Raw genomic sequence first — 16,828 nt, forward strand, 5'->3', positions numbered from 1 at the left:
ATTCTTCCCTTCGTCATAAAATTTTCCTAAATATTTTTTCTTAAATTGGTATATCGGGAAAAGTCGATATATTTGCGCCATGGAACAAATAGAAATCTTTAAGGCACTGTCAAACAAATCCAGATTGCAAATGCTGGAATGGCTAAAAGAACCCGAAATACACTTTCCTGATCAACTCCAGCATGCAGGATTTGAGCATGGCGTTTGTGTAGGGCAAATACAAGCCAAGGCAGGCCTGACGCAATCTACCGTTTCTGAATATCTGTCGATTTTACAACGTGCCGGCTTTATCGAAGCCAAACGCGTTGGACAATGGACTTACTACAAACGCAACGAAGGTGCCTTTGAAGCACTCAGTAAATTAATTCAAACTAATTTGTAAATTACTATGAGTACAAACAACCTGTTTTCGCCATTTAACTTAAAAACGTTAAATCTTAAAAATAGAATCGTAATGGCGCCAATGACACGCTCCTTTTCGCCAAACGGAATTCCAACTGATGAAGTAGCTTCTTACTACCAAAAAAGAGCTGAAGGTGAAGTTGGATTAATATTATCTGAAGGAACTGTGATCGACAGACCTTCATCATCTAATGATGCTAATGTGCCTCACTTTTATGGAGATGCAGCACTAAAAGGATGGAAAAACGTTATTGATGAAGTTCATGCTGCCGGCGGTCAAATGGGACCACAAATCTGGCATATGGGAATTATGGACAACCACCATTCAGGATGGGTACCGCCAGTTCCTTTTGAAGGACCGTCTGGTTTAAACCGACCAGATTTTAGAAATGGTGTGGCGATGTCTGAAAAAGATATTGAAGATACTATTCTTGCTTTCGGAAAAGCTGCTGCAGATGCTAAAAGACTAGGTTTTGATACTATTGAAATTCACGGTGCACACGGATATTTAATTGACCAGTTTTTTAGAGCTGAAACAAATTTACGTACTGATATTTATGGTGGAAAAACATTACCTGAACGTAATCGTTTTGCTATTGAAGTAGTAAAAGAAATTAGAAAACAAGCAGGTGATGATTTCGCTGTAATTATGCGTTTTTCTCAATTTAAACCTTCTGATTATAATTATAAACTAGCTAAAAACCCACAAGAATTAGAAGCATGGCTTACACCTCTTGTTGATGCCGGAGTTGATATTTTACACTGTTCACAACGTCGTTTCTGGGAACCTGAATTTGAAGATTCTGATTTAAACTTTGCAGGATGGGCTAAAAAAGTAACCGGAGCACCAACTATTACAGTAGGTTCTGTTGGACTTTCAAGCGATTTCTTTGGTGCTTTTGCCGGAGAAAGTTCTGAGCCAACTTCTTTAGAAGAATTAAACAGACGTTTCGACAGAGGCGATTTTGATTTGGTTGCTGTTGGAAGACCTCTTTTATCTGATCCTAATTGGGTTGCGAAAATCAAAGCCGGAAAAATGGATCAATTGAAAGGTTTCAGTAAAGAAGCTTTGGGAGCATTGGTTTTAGAATAAATTAAGGTTCAGAGGGACAAAGGTTCAGAGGGACAAAGGTTTTAACCTTTGAAGCTTTGTCCCTTTTTTCAAAAATACAAAAGGGATGAAACATAATTTGTTTCATCCCTTTTTTTGAATAGCTAATAACTAACAAAATTAGAAATTCAATATCTTTTGTTAGGTACAGAGTTGCAGAGGTACAAAGGGGCAAAGTTTTTAACCTTTGCATCTTTGAGCCTTTGTCCCTTTACAAAGAAACTCTTCTTTTCTGGAATTTATTCTGAAGCCAATTTCTAACAGGCTCATCATATAATTTCAAGCATAAATAAGCAATAACAATACTTGAAATTAAAACACCTATTCCAATCACGTAGCCGTCTCTTATCTCTACTTTATTATCAACAACCCAGGCAGTATACCAATAAATTAACGGATAATGGGTAATATAAATCGGATAAGATATATCACCTAAAAGCTTGCAGATTTTAGCAGAAAAAGCACTTTTAATTTCCCCTCCCGCACCAATCGCAACAATAAGAGGAAATACTAAAATAATACAGAAAGATTCATATAAACCGTTCATCCATAAGCTGTTTTCATCTCCAATTCTTGGTATGATAAGCACTGCGGAAATCATTAAACTGCAAATCCAGAAAGCGCCTTTTATATGAATTAGTTTTCCTAAACGGCAAAATAAAACACCTGCAAAAAATGGATATAATAAACGGGTAAATCCAACATTCATTTGTTCCAGATTCAAAGACCAGCCGCCAATAACGTCTCCTTTTGGTCCGAAAACAGTATAATTAATCAACATTCCTGCGAATATCAATACAAAAATGGTCATTACTTTATTCGAGAATTTACGAAACAAAACAGCGTATAAAATATTGGCAATATATTCGAAGAAAAGCGACCATGCCGGCCCGTCAAGCGGATGCATCTCACCCCAACCCCTGATTTCCAGAGAAGGCGGAATTGGCAATAATGTAAATCCGATCACCATGGTTAAAATTACCTTCCACACTTCCATTCCGACAATCATTGGAAATAAAATATCGGAAGCCTGAAAATAGTAAAATATAGCGCCAATTATCATTCCCATAATAACCATGGGTTGTAAGCGAATCAAACGTCGTTTGTAAAACTCCCATTGGGTCATTTTTGCCCAGCGATCGTCGTAGGCATAAGCCACAACAAACCCGGATAAGAGGAAAAAGAAATCGACAGCTAAATAACCGTGATTGATGATTTGTTTAAATCGGCTTCCTCCGGCATGCGCTTCAAAAATATGAAATGCAACTACTAAAATAGCAGCTACTCCACGCAAACCGTCAAGAATTTCGTAATGTTTTTTTGGTTTAAAATCGGTAGAAATTGAACTCATAAAAAATGGTTAATGGTTAGTTGTTAATGGTTAATGGTTAATTATTATTGAACTTATTTAACCGCAAAGTACGCAATGGTTTTACGCAAAGATCGCAAAGCTTTACGAACTTAATAAAGCCAATTGCAAGCAAACTATAAAAATACTTTGCGCACTTTGCAGTTAAATTAACTTTACAACATAGGAATTCGCAAAGCCTTAGGTAAAACTACATAATTATCTAATTATCTAATTATCTCAATTATCTAATTAATCTATTCCTGATGATTCTTAAGCCACTCCAGTCTTCTTTGATCCGGTAAATGTGTTACTTTAAAATTTTCGAATTTAGCCTCAAAACCTTTTCCGTCTGGCGATGCTGCCATCAGACCAACCATTACTGGTGTATTATCTTGTAACGGTGCGTTTCTGGTCATAATATAATTTTTATCATCATAAGAGAAAAATACTTCAACAGCGTCTAATCTTCTTACTACTTTTATCCAGACAAAAGGTGGCGCTTTATCCAGCGTAGTTACACTCCAATCGCTTTTGTCATGTGTCACAACGGTGCTGATATTGAATTTTCCGTCTACAAACTCAACTCCGGTTTTAATGTAGTTTTTTTCATCAATACGAATCATTAATCCCATTTGATCAAACCTTGCAATGTAATTACCCGTTATTTTTACTTTGGCTTCAAATTCTCCGCCATAAGTTGCGTAATAAAACGGTGCGTCATCAACGGTAAATCCGTAATGTGAAATACGCCAATAATCACTGCTCGCGGTTACATTCATAATCAAAGCATTATTTTTAATTTCCCATTTTTCAGGTTCATTAAACCACTGCATTTTGTTCAGGCTTTGCGCTGAAAGGTTTTGTGCCAAGAATAAAACCATGGCGCCAAATAGAATATTTTTCATTTTATTTACTTTTTTATTTAACTACTAAGATATTTAAACTTTTAATACCTAACATTTTACATCTAACTAATTGAAAAAGCAAAGCTGCAACTTTTTACACTTGCAGCTTTACAACCAACCAATTTAGAAAATTAATGAAATTATTGAAGTGAAAAACTCACTTTAGATTTTATAGCTGTAGATGATGCACCAATTAAAGCTTCAAAAGCTCCCGGTTCAGCAACCCAGTCGTGTTTTTTATCGTCGAAGAAACTCAAAGCCGTTTTGTCAACAGTAAAAGTTACCGTTTTTTCTTCTCCTACTTTAAGCGAGACTTTCTCAAAACCTTTTAGTTCTTTAATTGGACGAACCAAAGAAGATTTTAAATCGCTGATATAAAGCTGAACTACTTCAGAACCTTCTCTGCTTCCAGTATTTTTTACTTTCACAGAAAATGTAATCTGATCTCCAGCAGACATTTGTTTTTTGTCTGCAGTCACTTTTCCGTATTCAAAAGTTGTATAACTTAAACCATGTCCAAAAGAGAATAATGGTTTTATTTTTTGTTTGTCAGCCCAACGGTAGCCTACAAAAATACTTTCTTTATACGTTACATCTTCTCCACCTGGAAATTCACCCAATGCATGGGCTCCGTTATCAGACAATTTTATGGGGAAAGTGAAAGTTAATTTTCCAGAAGGATTAACATCTCCAACTAAAACGGCAGCCAAAGCATTTCCAGCTTCTGTACCTAAAAACCATCCTTGAACAATTCCCGGAACTTCTTTTACCCAAGGCATTGCCACAGCATTTCCTGAAATATTTACATAAACTATGTTTTTATTTACTTTAGCCAATTCAGAAATTAATTTATCCTGGCCGTATGAAAGTTCCAATCCTTTACGATCGTGTCCTTCATCGTCCTGGTTTTCACTTTTATTCAAACCTCCGATAAAAAGTACAACATCAGCATCTTTCGCTACTTTCAAAGCTTCCGCAGTCAATTCTGCCGGAGAACGTTTTTCTTCTAAACTTACTTTTGCAATAACACCATTATAATTACTTGTTGGATCTCCAACATAACCGCGTGCATAAACGATTTCAGCCTGATTGCCAATTCTTTTCTTCAATCCTTCAAGCGGTGTAATTTCGTATCTTGCTTTTAATGAAGAACTTCCTCCACCAACAGTCATCATTTTAATGGCATTTTCACCAATAACAGCGATCTTTTTAGTTTTCGAAAGATTAATTGGTAAAATGTTGTTGTTATTTTGAAGCAATACAATTCCTTCTTCAGCAATTTTTAAACCTGCCTGAGCGTGTTCTTCTGTTCCAAAAGATCCAAACGGTCTGTTTTTATTCATTGTAGTTAAGAAAGACAGACGCAAAATACGACGCACTTTCTCGTCTAATTCTTTCGTTCCAATCTCTCCTTTTCTAATCATTTCTGAATAAGGTTTTGCCAGATAATAGTTGTCATAAGCATTACTTGTTCCCCATGAAAGTCCGTTGGTCCAAGAACCAAATTCCATATCCAAACCATTGTGAATTGCTTGTTTTGTATCGTTAACACCTCCCCAATCTGAAACTACAACACCTTTGAACCCCCATTCTCCACGAAGAATTTCGTTTAACAAAAACTCATTATGACAACATTGCTGTCCTTTGTATTTATTATAAGATCCCATAATTGCCCAGGCATCACCTTCTTGTACAGCCGCTTTAAAAGCTGGAAGATAGATTTCATATAAGGCACGATCATCAACAATTACGTTTACTGAGTTACGATTCGTTTCCTGATTGTTTAAAGCGAAATGTTTAACGCAGGCAGCAACTCCATTGGATTGCACGCCTTTGATATAAGGAACTACCATTTTTGAACTTAAGAAAGGGTCTTCACCCATGTATTCGAAGTTACGACCGTTTAATGGTGTTCTGTAGATGTTTACACCAGGTCCTAATAGTACATTTTTATTACGGTAACGTGCTTCTTCACCAATTGATTTTCCATATAAAGAAGACAATTCTTTGTTCCATGTTGCTGCAAGTGCCGTTAAAGCCGGAAAAGCAATACAAGAGTCGTTTGTCCAGCCTGCCTGATCCCACTCGTCCCATTTAACTTCGGTACGAATTCCGTGTGGTCCGTCAGTCATCCAGTTTTCCGGAATTCCTAAACGTTGTACTCCTGGAGAACTGAATTTTGATTGCGCATGAATCATGGCAATTTTCTCAGCAGTTGTCATTTTCGAAAGTGCATCTTCTACACGTTCGTTAATTGGCTTTTTATCATCAAGATAAACCGGAACATTGTTTTGGGCATTCATCCCAAACGAACTCAACATCAATAGGACAAGAAGAGTTTTAACGTTTTTAAACATAACTATTAAATTTATTAAAGCATTTAATTTACAAGCTGGGACTTTTAGTCAAAAGTACCTTATAATAATATTGTAAAGCTAAAACGTTATAGTTCGTGTTAGAATTTTAAACGAAAAAAGTAGTGAAATAAAAAATTAAAACATTTATTATCAGTTAGTTATTTTTTTAAAACTGGCAAAAAAAGTAGTAGATTTAAAATAAATCATTACGTTTTCAATGAGATTAAACCGATTTTCATGACCATTTCTTCAAAATCATTTCGGGAAACTGCAGCTTTATTTCTTGCTCTCGTACGATAATTATAAATGGTGCTTAAAGAGTAACGAAGAAAGGCTGCAATTTTTACACTGTCTGTAATTCCAAGTCGAATAAGTGCAAAAATTCGAAGTTCTGTGTTCAATAATTCGCCTTGTTTTAAAACAATCTGTTCTTCTTTAATAAGCAAATCATTAAAGTCTTTTACAAACGTTGGATATAAATTCAAAAAGATAATATCGAAATTCTTGTACAATTCTTCCAGTTCATTATCAACCAGAGTTGTTGATTTTAGCATTTTATAAATTTCATCAAACTGTTTTGCAGTCGCCTTCTTATTAAGGATAATGCGATAATTTTCTAATTTATTAATGTAAGTCGAACACAGACTGAAGAAATGAGCAATATATTCTTCCTTAATATGATTTGATTCTGATAATTGTGCGTTACATTCCTGCAACTGATTGTTGGTTTCAGTAATATCTTTGTTTAATTCGGCTAATTTTTTGCTGGTTTCATATAGTTCACCACGAATTCTGGATACCTTTTTCATTTGTTTGTAAACGTAAATTACAGCCAAAATCAAAAATGCTGATAGCAAACTAATGCATAAAAGATAAAGTTGAAGCTCTGTTTTTCGCTTGGCTTCTCTTTCTGAATATACCGTATTGATAATCGAATAAACCTCTGACATCAAAAGCGTACGGAACTGAACATTGCAATAAAGAGCATCTTCAATCGCTGATTGCGTCAATTTATAGGCCATATCGACATCTCCTATTTCATAAAAAACCAATGCCAATTCCTGTAGTGAAGCATTATCTTTATTGGCATTTTTTATATCCGCTGTAGCAGAAAGTGCATAGTATTTTTTTCTGAATTCTAATTGATGTGATCTTTCATAAATACTCCCTAAAAGATAGGTAATCATTGCATATTGCGGATTATCTTCTTTGGTATTTTCAAGCAAGTTCTTTAACTGTTTCTCAGCTGTACCCATTTTAAGGTACATGCCTTGCTGAATCTTATTAATTTTATAATTCAATGTCCCGGGATCTAATACCATCAAAAGAGAATCACGGTATTTTTGAATTTGCTGCATGTATTGAACACTATAACTATTGGCGGCATAATGCTCAAAAAATTCACGATAAGCTACATAATAATTAGGAAGCAATGTTTTTGACAATGTCTTTTTATCAATGCTTTTTATAAGTGCTTCAGATTCCCGATACTTTCCCGAAGAAGAATAAAGCGTAACCAATTGTATTTTGGCTAAATTTAGCAAGTCTTTATTTTGAAGTTCTTCGGCAATTTTCAGATTCTTTTCTACATAAAAGATAGCCGAGTCTGAATTGAATTTTTGATATTCTGTGTATAACGTTTTGTTGTAGTTGTACTCCTGCTCCTTCGTTAAATCATCAGACTTGATTTTTTTGAAGTTTAAAATGCGTTCTTCTTTCAGCTGAACATAGCGCTGTTTGTTTTTTAAGGCATCATTTAGCTTATCCAAAATAGTATCTGTACTATCTGACGCATGAACCGGGTTACCTAAAAGAACCAATAAAAGAAATAACAAACAATTTTTCAAACTGAATAGAAATAAATGATGCTTACAAATATAGTAAAGTGATGCCATTAATCTGAATTATTTATAAAGAACACTTTTTACGAAAACCTCAAATTCGTAATAAAAAAAATAGAAAAAGTCCCTGTTAAAAAAATCATTTTAAAGGAATCTTCACAATGTTTTTCTAATTTTGTTAGAACATCCTCTTAATTAAAACTTACATCAACATGCCACATTTTGTAATTGATTGTTCCGAAAACGTAATCCGATTAAAATCTGCTGAAGAAATTATACAAGAAGTTTTTAATGCTGCTTTATCAACCGATCTTTTTATTGCTTCTGAAATTAAAGTCCGTATCAATCCATTTTCGTATTATAATAACGGAAATACATTAGACGATTTCATTCACGTATTCGGATATATTATGGAAGGCCGAAATACAGGTCAAAAAGCAAAATTATCAAAGGCAATCGTAACAAAATTAAATGAAATACTATCTGAAGTTCCACTGATTTCTATTAATATTAAAGATTTTGAGAATGCGAGTTATTTTAATAAAACTATGGTTTAAGGATTTAATGATATAACAAAAATTATATCACCAAAGCTTTGTTATAAAAAATAGCCACGAATTCACGAATGATTGCACATAAGTTTTTCAAAAGATTCGTGAATTCTTGGCTAAAAAAAAGCTTTGTCAAAGTTTAAAACTTTGACAAAGCTAAGATCTATTTTCTATACTCTATTTTCTATTTTCTATTTTCTATTTTCTCAATTAACAGCAATTGGTGCCGCCAAACAACTTTCCGGTATATCAAAAGCATTTACCAATGCCACTGCATCCGGGCGAATATCCCAGCAAAGCTGATTGACCATTTTACGGACTGCTTTGGTTTTTACCGCTTCCATATAACCATCTTCAAGATACCAGCCTTTGTTTTTTTCTAACTGCGAAAGCGCGTATAATTGATTCAGCTTCGTCAAAATTTCTTTTGATTTTTCATCCTGAACCGTTTTGATAGCGGCCTGAAATTGTTCTAAAACTACTCGTTCTAAATACGCCTGTGCGACATCAATCATTTGGTGCTGAACCACATTAAAAGCATCGTACGGCTCTAAACCTCCATCAACCAATTTCTTAATACGTTGCGCTGCGGAGGCCAAAATTGTTTTTTCTCTGTGAATAAAAGCCTGTAAGTGAAATTGATCATCCAGCAAATGTTCATCATCTGTTCTGCGGGTTGCTATCGGATTTTTTTCGGTAATAGCGACTTTAGCATTTTCATAGACATAATTGATAATTCCAAAAGAACCCATTTCGCCAAATGCTTTTCTGAATTCTGATAAACGATTTTTGGCGACTAACTGCATCAAAACAGTATTATCACCTTCAAAAGTGGTATAAATTTCGGTGTCGTTTTTTAAATCATCAATTCGGTTTTCAGATAAGTATCCTTTTCCGCCACAAGCCTCGCGGCATTCCTGCAAAATATCTCTGGTGCTCCAGGTAGAATACGATTTCATTCCGGCAGCCAAGGCCTCGATTTCCTGCATTTCATCTTCCGTTTTATTCAAAAATCTTTTAGTCAGATATTGCAAAGCAAAATGAACCGCATATGTTTTTGCCAATGGTGGAAGTAAGCGACGTTGATGCATTCTGTAATTTAAAATCGGAACTTCTGAACCGCCTTCAGGGCCAAATTGTCGTCTTTGATCACTGTAACGAATCGCAATTGTCAATCCGGATTTGGCTGCAGCTAAAGCAGAACGCGGAATGCCAATTCTACCTCCAACCAAAGTTCCTAGCATTGTAAAAAATCGTCGGTTATCACTCGGAATCGGGCTTTCAAATTCTCCTTTCTCATTGACAGAAGCAAAACGATCCAGCATATTTTCTTTCGGAATAACAACATTATCAAATGAAATCGTTCCGTTATCAACGCCATTTAACCCCATTTTATGACCGCAATCGCCAATTGTAATACCGTCTAAAGTATTTCCGTTTGTATCACGCAACGGAACTATAAAAGCATTTACACCGTAATCATGATTATCAATTATTAATTTAGCGAAAACGGTTGCCATTTGTCCATGAACTGCGGCGTTACCAATATATTCTTTTTGTGCATTTTTGTTGGGCGTATGAATGGTAAAAGTCTGCTCATTATGATTGTAAGTTGCTGTAGTTTCTAAGCCTTTTACATTTGAACCGTGATGTGTTTCGGTCATCGCAAAACAACCCGGAATTTTCAACGAACCAATATCTTTTAAGTATTTAGCATAATGTTTCTCGGTTCCGAGCGATTGAACGCTCATTCCCCAAAGACCAAACTGAACACCAAATTTTATCACTAAACTCAGATCATGATAACTCAAAGTTTCCATGATTGCAAAGTAATCTTCTACGTTTCCTCCACCGCCATATTCCTTCGGATACGCCATACTTCCTAAGTTTTCGTCGGCTAAAATTTTACACCACTTATAAACAGTTTGTCTGTAAACAGTAATGTCCGTGGAAGTTTCATAAGCGAATTCAGGTCTGGAAATAACTGTTTTTACTTTTTTGATGATGGCAGCTTCTTTTCCATCTAAAAGCTCCGTTATTTTCTGAATATCAAAATTCGACGTAGTTTGAGAATTGGCCGTAAAAGAACTGGCTTTTGTTTTGAAGTTCTGAATTACTTCCTCCCCTAAAATTCCAAGATCATTTTCAAGCTTTGTAAACTCAGGTTTTATTGTTGAAATGTCTACATCTTTTTCAGAAAGTGCCTCTGCAATATCAAAAATAGATTTTATAGATGATTTATTATGAATGCTTTTCTCTATATCCAGTTTCCATTGTGCGAGTTCATTTCGCGAAGGCGGATTTGAAATATCTACTTTAGAAAGAAGCTTTTCTTTTTCTTCGGGCGAAAGCCACACTAGTGTTTTGATAAATTCCCGAATCGTAGCAAACTCTTTTTGAGTTAACAAATCATCGGACCACACTAAATAGAACAAAGGTATAAAGGCTTGGAGCTTGGTATTTTTCATAAGAATATAAAATCGGTTTAGGATTAAAGTTTTAAATATTGCTCAATAAAAAAGCAGGAATGAAAATACTCATTCCTGCTTTAAGATCCTGTTAAGATTCTGGTAATTTTATTTTTAAACCAATAAAAAGTATGCAAATTACATTTAAATAGAATCTTTAGACGACAGGGTATATTTCTGTTTTAACGCAAAAATATGGTGTGAATTAAAAACGATAACTGCTATAAAAATAATGCTGTAGGCTGCAATTTGTAAAGCACTAATGTGTTCATGAAAAACAAAACTTGCCAAACAAAAAGCTATCATTGGATTGATGTTTAAAAGCATTCCGACTGTTGATGAATTAATACCTGAAAGTGCGTAAAGATTCAGAAACAAAGGAAATATGGTAAATAAAATCGCAATGGTTTCGATACAGAAATAAAACTTAAATTCCGTTGGCACCGGCCCGCTATATGCCGGATAAAAAGGCAATAAAAATAAGGCTGCCAAGGTAATATGAAACGTTAGCGTAATAAACTTATCAAAACCTTTATTGATACGCTGGCTTACTAAATAAGAAGCGTACGTCAGACCAATAATAATACTGAAAAACATATCCATTATTGCTGTGTAAGACAATAACAAACAACCAGAAACACTCAGTCCGACAGAAATCCATTGTGTTTTGCTTAGTTTTTCTTTTAAGAGAAAATAAGCCAATAAAGTGGTCAAAATTGGACAAACCAAATACGCCAGCGATGTTGCTTTTACACTTACATGATTCATCACATAAATAAACGTGAACCAGTTTAACATCAGAAAAACACTTCCGCCAATATTCAATAAAACCGCTTTTTGCTTTTCTGAAGCTGACAATGCTTTAAAAATTGAAACCGTTTCTACTACTTTTTTTCTCTTAAAAGTAAAAACAATTAACAACATCAAGATACTACAACTAAAGACGCGGTAAAATAAAATATCTAAAGAAGGATATTCATGTATAGGCTTTAAAGCCAAACTAAAAAATCCCCAGATTGCAAAACAAGTTATGGCTGCTATGTAATATTTGGTTGTTTTCACGATTACTTTTTGTTTAGTTTTCTATTAAAGCAAATTTCTTAAAAATAAAACAGCAATACAGATACAGTTTTTGTAAATTGCACCATAACAGTTTTTTTTTATGAAAAATTCGAATTACTTATATCTTCAGTTTGCTGATCGCATCGAAAAGCAAATAAAATCGGGCGTTTTAAATGTTGGTGATAAGCTTCCTTCAATACGTGAAGTTTGTGCCGAGACAGGTTACAGCATGAGTACAGTAAGCAAAGCCTATTATGAAGTCGAAAGCAGATCATTGATTGAATCAAGACCACAATCTGGCTATTACGTGAGTAATACTTCGGCCAGGATTATTACAGAACCTACTCCAAGTAGTCCCGTTTTAAAATGTCAGAATATTGATCGTGAAGATTTGATTGATCAGGTGTATGGCAATATGACGGATAAAAATATTACGATGCTCTCGTTGGGATTTCCATCAAATGAACTTCTTCCTATTGCTAAATTAAACAAAGGGATTATTCAGGCGACGCGTCAGCTTCCCAATAGTGGCACAAGTTACGAACAGGTACAGGGAAATCTTAATTTGAGAAAAGAAATTGCCCGTTGGTCTTTTACCTGGGGCGGTTCGTTAACGGAACATGACATTATTACCACTCCGGGCTGCACAAGTGCGATATCACATTGTTTGATGACGCTGACCAAACCCGGAGATACTATCATTACGGAGAGTCCTGCCTACTTTGGAATTTTGCAATTAGCTAAGTCATTAGGTTTATATATAATGGAATTGCCCACAAATATGACCACCGGAATTGAACTCGAAGCTTTAAAAAAAGCACTTGCGACAAAAAAGATAAAGCTCTGTTTGTTGATGAGTAATTTCAGCAATCCGTCCGGAAGTATGATGCCAGTTGAACATAAAATGGAAGTCGTTAAGTTGATGGAATTTTACGATGTTCCGTTAATTGAAGATGATATTCACGGTGATTTGTATTTTGGCTCCAGCCGACCAACCAATTGCAAAACCTATGATGAAAGCGGCATTGTACTTTGTTGCAGTTCTGTCTCTAAAACGCTGGCTCCTGGCTATCGCGTGGGCTGGGTTTCACCTGGAAAATTTAAAAAACAAATATTACGCAATAAAATTTACCATACACTCTCCTCACCTACTATTACACATGAAGTTGTGGGCGATTTCCTGAAAAATGGACGTTATGAAAATCACCTTCGAAAAATTCGACAAATCCTGAACCATAACTGTAATAATTATATCAATACAGTTTTAGAATCTTTCCCAGCCGGAAGTAAGGTAAGTCAGCCAGAAGGCGGATTTTTTCTTTGGATTGAATTAGACAAAAATATAGACACAGCGGCATTTTATCATTTGGCCATGAAACACAATATTAGCTTTGCACCAGGAAGAATTTTCTCTTTTCAGGATCAATTCTCCAATTGCATGCGTTTGAGTTTTGGCTTGCCATGGACTAACGAATTACGAGAATCAATCAAAACACTAGGAAGACTGCTGCATCATTAAAATAGAAAACCAGACAACAATTACGCTGTCTGGTTTTAACAAAATCAAAATCCAACATTAATTACAAAACAAAATAAGCGTCTGCTTCCACTTTTTTTGTTTCCGGCTTAAGATCAAACTCTTTAATGATATCGAATTCACTTTGATATTCATTCAGCATTTGCATTATGTTTTTTTCTATCGTGTTTGCAATAGCAGTAACAGGTGTATCTGTTGGTCTGTTTTCAAATGGATCCTGCAGGTGAATTGCCATTCTTTCAATTAAAAAGAAAGCTGCAGCAATTGCTGTAATCAGCGGAATAGCAAACCAGCTCAGTACACTGGTTAATCCAAAAGGCAACAATAAAATAAACAGACATAATGTTAATCTGATATACATGCTGTATGTTGTTGGAAAAATGGTATTTTTAATTCTTTCACATTTACCCATATGATCACATAATCTTGATAAGGTATTATCAATTTCCACTTGCTGATACATATTTATGCTTTTCTCATTTTTAGCATTTCGAAGGTCTCTTGCATGCAGCATTAAAATTGCATTTGGAATATTTTGATGGTTTTTAATAAATTGCATTTCCTCGTCACTTACCAAACCTTTAAGGGGTTTTATAGCATCTTTATTTCGAAGTGCCTGACCTAAACTATAACACCATGCAATTTGTCTTTTGGCGAAATTTTCTTTGAATTCACTTGCTTCTACAGAAAAATCAGGGTCTTTATAAAATGTCAGTACCTGACGAATTAAGGTTCTTGAATCGTTTACAATTGCTCCCCAGACAATACGTGCTTCCCACCATCTGTCATAGGCCTGATTGGATTTAAAGGCTAATAATAAAGATATAATGGTTCCAATCATTGTTGGAATTGCAATTGGAATATCAACTGGCAGGTTGATAAAATAGTAATGAAAAATTTCGAATAATATCGTGTATGTAATTACTAGTGCTAATTCTACTTTAATTTTTCCGAGAACGTACCTCATTGGAATTCTTTTCTTTAATAACATATTTTCGGCTTTTAATTAAACTTATATTTATTTTGAAGGAATGAACCTTATGCTATTTCTTCATATAGTGATAAAACAGGAAGTCCTAATCTATCGTTGATATTTTCTTTTTTATTTTTTGTGAATTTGATTTTTTCGCCTTTACGTGTTTCAACTAACAAATCGATATCGTATTTTGAAATGGCTTCTGATAAATAAGGAGCAAATTCTTCGTAGTTATCATCAAATTTTGAGGTTTGGCTAACAATTTCAAAAGAGAAATTGGCACTTAAGTACTGCTGAACATCTTTTACATGCATATTAGCATTACCGTTTTCTATGTAAAGTGCTTTATTAAAATCTTCTTTGAATTCTTCGTTTCCTAAATGCAAAATCGGGCATTTTTGATTTCCTGCCAATTGTATCAGATATTGATGAATTCGTTTTGTTTCTTGTTTATAAGAATTTGGCAGAACAACTAATTTCACATCAAAAGCTTCAATAATTCCTTTAAAAATTGGAGCAGAAAGTCCGTATTGATTGTGAATTTTTATTTTGCAGTTTGGAGTATGCTCTATAATATATCTGCAAGTTTCAAGAACTAATTCCTGGCTTGAGGTAAGACTAACTCTCATTTCGCGCAAAAACTGTGATGATGAAAAAGTATCAGGAGTATCTGAAACCATCATTAGAATAATCTCACAATTAGTATTTTTTGCCTGATTAACAGCTGATTTTACAGCGCTGATAGTATCTTCTTCTAAAGTCGTTGGTATAAGGAAATTTTTCATATGTATAATTGTTTAGTTTATACATACAAAATAACTACTCGTATATTAGAAGGTTCTTAATCTAAAATTAGAATTTCCTAAGATTCAACATTAGAATTTCTAATGTTGGCTTTTTTGGTATTGTCTTTCTTAAAAATGATTGTTACAATCGTTCCTTTATTCTGTTCCGACTGTACTTGTATTTCTCCATCGTGCATGCGGATAATCTTAGAAGCCAAAGGAAGTCCTAAACCGTAACCAATATATTTCGCTGCAATTTTCCCTCTAAAGAAAGGCTCATATAAATGTGGAATATCTTCTGGCGGAATTCCGATTCCGATGTCATTAATACTGATTTTAATCCAGTCTTTATTAGCAGAAAGCGTCACAAACACTTCATTATTATCTGAATATTTAACTCCGTTTGTAATAATGTTATTGATTGCCAATTCTAAAAGAGGCTTATTACACGGAATTAAAAGTAAATTAGAATCTTTGGGAGCAAAATTAAGTTTGATGCTAACACGGTTGTCCGGATAAATTTTATCCAGATCCGATTTTACATCCATTAATAACTCATCAATTCTGGCAATATCCAAAACTTGTTTTTTTCCGTCGTAACCGGTTTGTGTTAACTTCAACAAACTTTCAGTTAAATTTCCTAATCTTGAAGCCTGGCTGTAAATATTCTCCAATGACTGAATATATTCCGGAACTGCTCTTTCTTTCAAAAGCATAATTTCAGACTCGGCAATAATCGTAGTAATTGGTGTTTTTAATTCGTGGGAAGCATTATTAATGAAGTTAGCCTGAATTTCAAAAGAAGTTTCCAGTCGGTCGAGCATATCATTAAAGGTATGCGTAAGATCTGATATTTCATCAGAATTTTTAACTTCGGGTAATCTGTTATGAAGATTAGAAGCACTAATTCTGTTTACTTCTTTTGTAATTCTTGCCACCGGATTAATAACTTTTTTAGCCAAAAAACGCCCCAAAAAGAAAGCCAGAATCACAAAACCGATTCCGCCAAAAAGCAATATTTTCACGATATAAACTGTCGTGGTTTTCCCTCTTTTGTCACGCGCACCAACGATAACAATATATTTTTGATTGTTCTCTGTAAAAATCTGGCCTAAGTAATATTTACTATTTACCTCAAAATAGTCTTTTCCGGTTTCCAGAATGTTGGAGTAAAACTCATTTGGTAAATTCAGTTTCGTATTATAATCAAAACTATTGGCACTGTTTATTTTAAGAACATATTCTTCTTCTTCAATAAGTTCTTCCAGTCCATTTTTTTTAAGATTGCTATAGTATTTTTTCTTTTCGGGATCATTTTGAAAATGAATTGAAGCCACGATTTTAGCTCTGTCTTCTAAACGTTTCAGGAAATGATATCGATTATTTTCACGAAACAATACAAAAACTAAAACACATAATAGCAATGTACTAAAGGTAGAAAGGGCAACATAAGTAAAAGTAATTTTTTTTCTTATATCCATT

Annotated in this window: 13 protein-coding genes; 4 read left to right on the top strand and 9 right to left on the bottom strand. The window is 34.4% G+C overall.

Features of this window, described 5'->3' with window-relative positions:
* The first annotated feature begins 79 nt into the window (after positions 1 to 79).
* Entirely contained in the window at positions 80 to 382 is a 303-nt protein-coding gene (locus tag Q7C23_RS13480) for a helix-turn-helix transcriptional regulator (protein WP_026985435.1), read from the top strand.
* Positions 383 to 388: 6 nt separating this feature from the next.
* Positions 389 to 1,495, top strand: coding sequence for an NADH:flavin oxidoreductase (locus tag Q7C23_RS13485; protein ID WP_375033017.1), 1,107 nt, complete (start codon positions 389 to 391; stop codon positions 1,493 to 1,495).
* Positions 1,496 to 1,724: 229 nt separating this feature from the next.
* Here Q7C23_RS13485 and Q7C23_RS13490 read toward each other — a convergent pair whose 3' ends face one another.
* From Q7C23_RS13490 to Q7C23_RS13505, 4 genes are all read right to left on the bottom strand, one after another.
* Complete coding sequence (locus tag Q7C23_RS13490; protein ID WP_375033018.1) at positions 1,725 to 2,864, bottom strand: acyltransferase family protein; 1,140 nt, start codon at positions 2,862 to 2,864, stop codon at positions 1,725 to 1,727.
* A gap of 254 nt (positions 2,865 to 3,118) precedes the next feature.
* Entirely contained in the window at positions 3,119 to 3,769 is a 651-nt protein-coding gene (locus tag Q7C23_RS13495; RefSeq protein ID WP_375033019.1) for a DUF1349 domain-containing protein, read from the bottom strand.
* 140 nt (positions 3,770 to 3,909) lie between these two features.
* The gene (locus tag Q7C23_RS13500) at positions 3,910 to 6,126 is read right to left on the bottom strand and encodes a glycoside hydrolase family 3 C-terminal domain-containing protein (protein WP_375033020.1); all 2,217 of its coding nucleotides are present in this window, start codon (positions 6,124 to 6,126) and stop codon (positions 3,910 to 3,912) included.
* 206 nt (positions 6,127 to 6,332) lie between these two features.
* Entirely contained in the window at positions 6,333 to 8,021 is a 1,689-nt protein-coding gene (locus Q7C23_RS13505; RefSeq protein WP_375033021.1) for a DUF6377 domain-containing protein, read from the bottom strand.
* 158 nt (positions 8,022 to 8,179) lie between these two features.
* On the opposite strand from Q7C23_RS13505, the gene Q7C23_RS13510 reads away from it, so the two are divergent.
* Positions 8,180 to 8,524 carry a 5-carboxymethyl-2-hydroxymuconate Delta-isomerase gene (locus tag Q7C23_RS13510; RefSeq protein ID WP_375033022.1) on the top strand — a complete coding sequence of 115 codons (345 nt, stop codon included), beginning with the start codon at positions 8,180 to 8,182 and terminating at the stop codon, positions 8,522 to 8,524.
* 200 nt (positions 8,525 to 8,724) lie between these two features.
* Here the strand turns inward: Q7C23_RS13510 and Q7C23_RS13515 are convergent, their stop codons facing one another.
* Positions 8,725 to 10,986: an acyl-CoA dehydrogenase gene (locus Q7C23_RS13515; RefSeq protein WP_375033023.1), complete on the bottom strand. Its 2,262-nt coding sequence runs from the start codon at positions 10,984 to 10,986 to the stop codon at positions 8,725 to 8,727.
* A gap of 144 nt (positions 10,987 to 11,130) precedes the next feature.
* A complete protein-coding gene (locus Q7C23_RS13520) occupies positions 11,131 to 12,048 on the bottom strand; it encodes an EamA family transporter (RefSeq protein WP_375033024.1) in 918 nt (305 codons plus the stop codon).
* A 100-nt stretch (positions 12,049 to 12,148) separates the two neighbouring features.
* On the opposite strand from Q7C23_RS13520, the gene Q7C23_RS13525 reads away from it, so the two are divergent.
* The gene (locus Q7C23_RS13525) at positions 12,149 to 13,567 is read left to right on the top strand and encodes a PLP-dependent aminotransferase family protein (RefSeq protein WP_375033025.1); all 1,419 of its coding nucleotides are present in this window, start codon (positions 12,149 to 12,151) and stop codon (positions 13,565 to 13,567) included.
* Positions 13,568 to 13,628: 61 nt separating this feature from the next.
* Here the strand turns inward: Q7C23_RS13525 and Q7C23_RS13530 are convergent, their stop codons facing one another.
* The 3 genes from Q7C23_RS13530 to Q7C23_RS13540 all read right to left on the bottom strand — a co-directional run bounded on the left by Q7C23_RS13530 (position 13,629) and on the right by Q7C23_RS13540 (position 16,827).
* Positions 13,629 to 14,576: a bestrophin family protein gene (locus tag Q7C23_RS13530; protein WP_375033026.1), complete on the bottom strand. Its 948-nt coding sequence runs from the start codon at positions 14,574 to 14,576 to the stop codon at positions 13,629 to 13,631.
* 47 nt (positions 14,577 to 14,623) lie between these two features.
* The gene (locus Q7C23_RS13535; protein WP_375033027.1) at positions 14,624 to 15,346 is read right to left on the bottom strand and encodes a hypothetical protein; all 723 of its coding nucleotides are present in this window, start codon (positions 15,344 to 15,346) and stop codon (positions 14,624 to 14,626) included.
* A 77-nt stretch (positions 15,347 to 15,423) separates the two neighbouring features.
* A complete protein-coding gene (locus Q7C23_RS13540) occupies positions 15,424 to 16,827 on the bottom strand; it encodes an ATP-binding protein (RefSeq protein WP_375033028.1) in 1,404 nt (467 codons plus the stop codon).
* Position 16,828: the final 1 nt, after the last annotated feature.

The organism is Flavobacterium sp. LAR06 (genome assembly GCF_041946075.1).
In the GTDB taxonomy this organism is placed as follows: Bacteria; Bacteroidota; Bacteroidia; order Flavobacteriales; family Flavobacteriaceae; genus Flavobacterium.

Excerpts from the sequence above, each read along its gene's own strand:
- Q7C23_RS13480 (WP_026985435.1), top strand. The coding sequence starts at position 80 with ATGGAACAAATAGAAATCTTTAAGGCACTGTCAAACAAATCCAGATTG.
- Q7C23_RS13485 (WP_375033017.1), top strand. The coding sequence starts at position 389 with ATGAGTACAAACAACCTGTTTTCGCCATTTAACTTAAAAACGTTAAAT.
- Q7C23_RS13490 (WP_375033018.1), bottom strand. The coding sequence starts at position 2,864 with ATGAGTTCAATTTCTACCGATTTTAAACCAAAAAAACATTACGAAATT.
- Q7C23_RS13495 (WP_375033019.1), bottom strand. The coding sequence starts at position 3,769 with ATGAAAAATATTCTATTTGGCGCCATGGTTTTATTCTTGGCACAAAAC.
- Q7C23_RS13500 (WP_375033020.1), bottom strand. The coding sequence starts at position 6,126 with ATGTTTAAAAACGTTAAAACTCTTCTTGTCCTATTGATGTTGAGTTCG.
- Q7C23_RS13505 (WP_375033021.1), bottom strand. The coding sequence starts at position 8,021 with ATGGCATCACTTTACTATATTTGTAAGCATCATTTATTTCTATTCAGT.
- Q7C23_RS13510 (WP_375033022.1), top strand. The coding sequence starts at position 8,180 with ATGCCACATTTTGTAATTGATTGTTCCGAAAACGTAATCCGATTAAAA.
- Q7C23_RS13515 (WP_375033023.1), bottom strand. The coding sequence starts at position 10,986 with ATGAAAAATACCAAGCTCCAAGCCTTTATACCTTTGTTCTATTTAGTG.
- Q7C23_RS13525 (WP_375033025.1), top strand. The coding sequence starts at position 12,149 with ATGAAAAATTCGAATTACTTATATCTTCAGTTTGCTGATCGCATCGAA.
- Q7C23_RS13530 (WP_375033026.1), bottom strand. The coding sequence starts at position 14,576 with ATGTTATTAAAGAAAAGAATTCCAATGAGGTACGTTCTCGGAAAAATT.
- Q7C23_RS13535 (WP_375033027.1), bottom strand. The coding sequence starts at position 15,346 with ATGAAAAATTTCCTTATACCAACGACTTTAGAAGAAGATACTATCAGC.
- Q7C23_RS13540 (WP_375033028.1), bottom strand. The coding sequence starts at position 16,827 with ATGGATATAAGAAAAAAAATTACTTTTACTTATGTTGCCCTTTCTACC.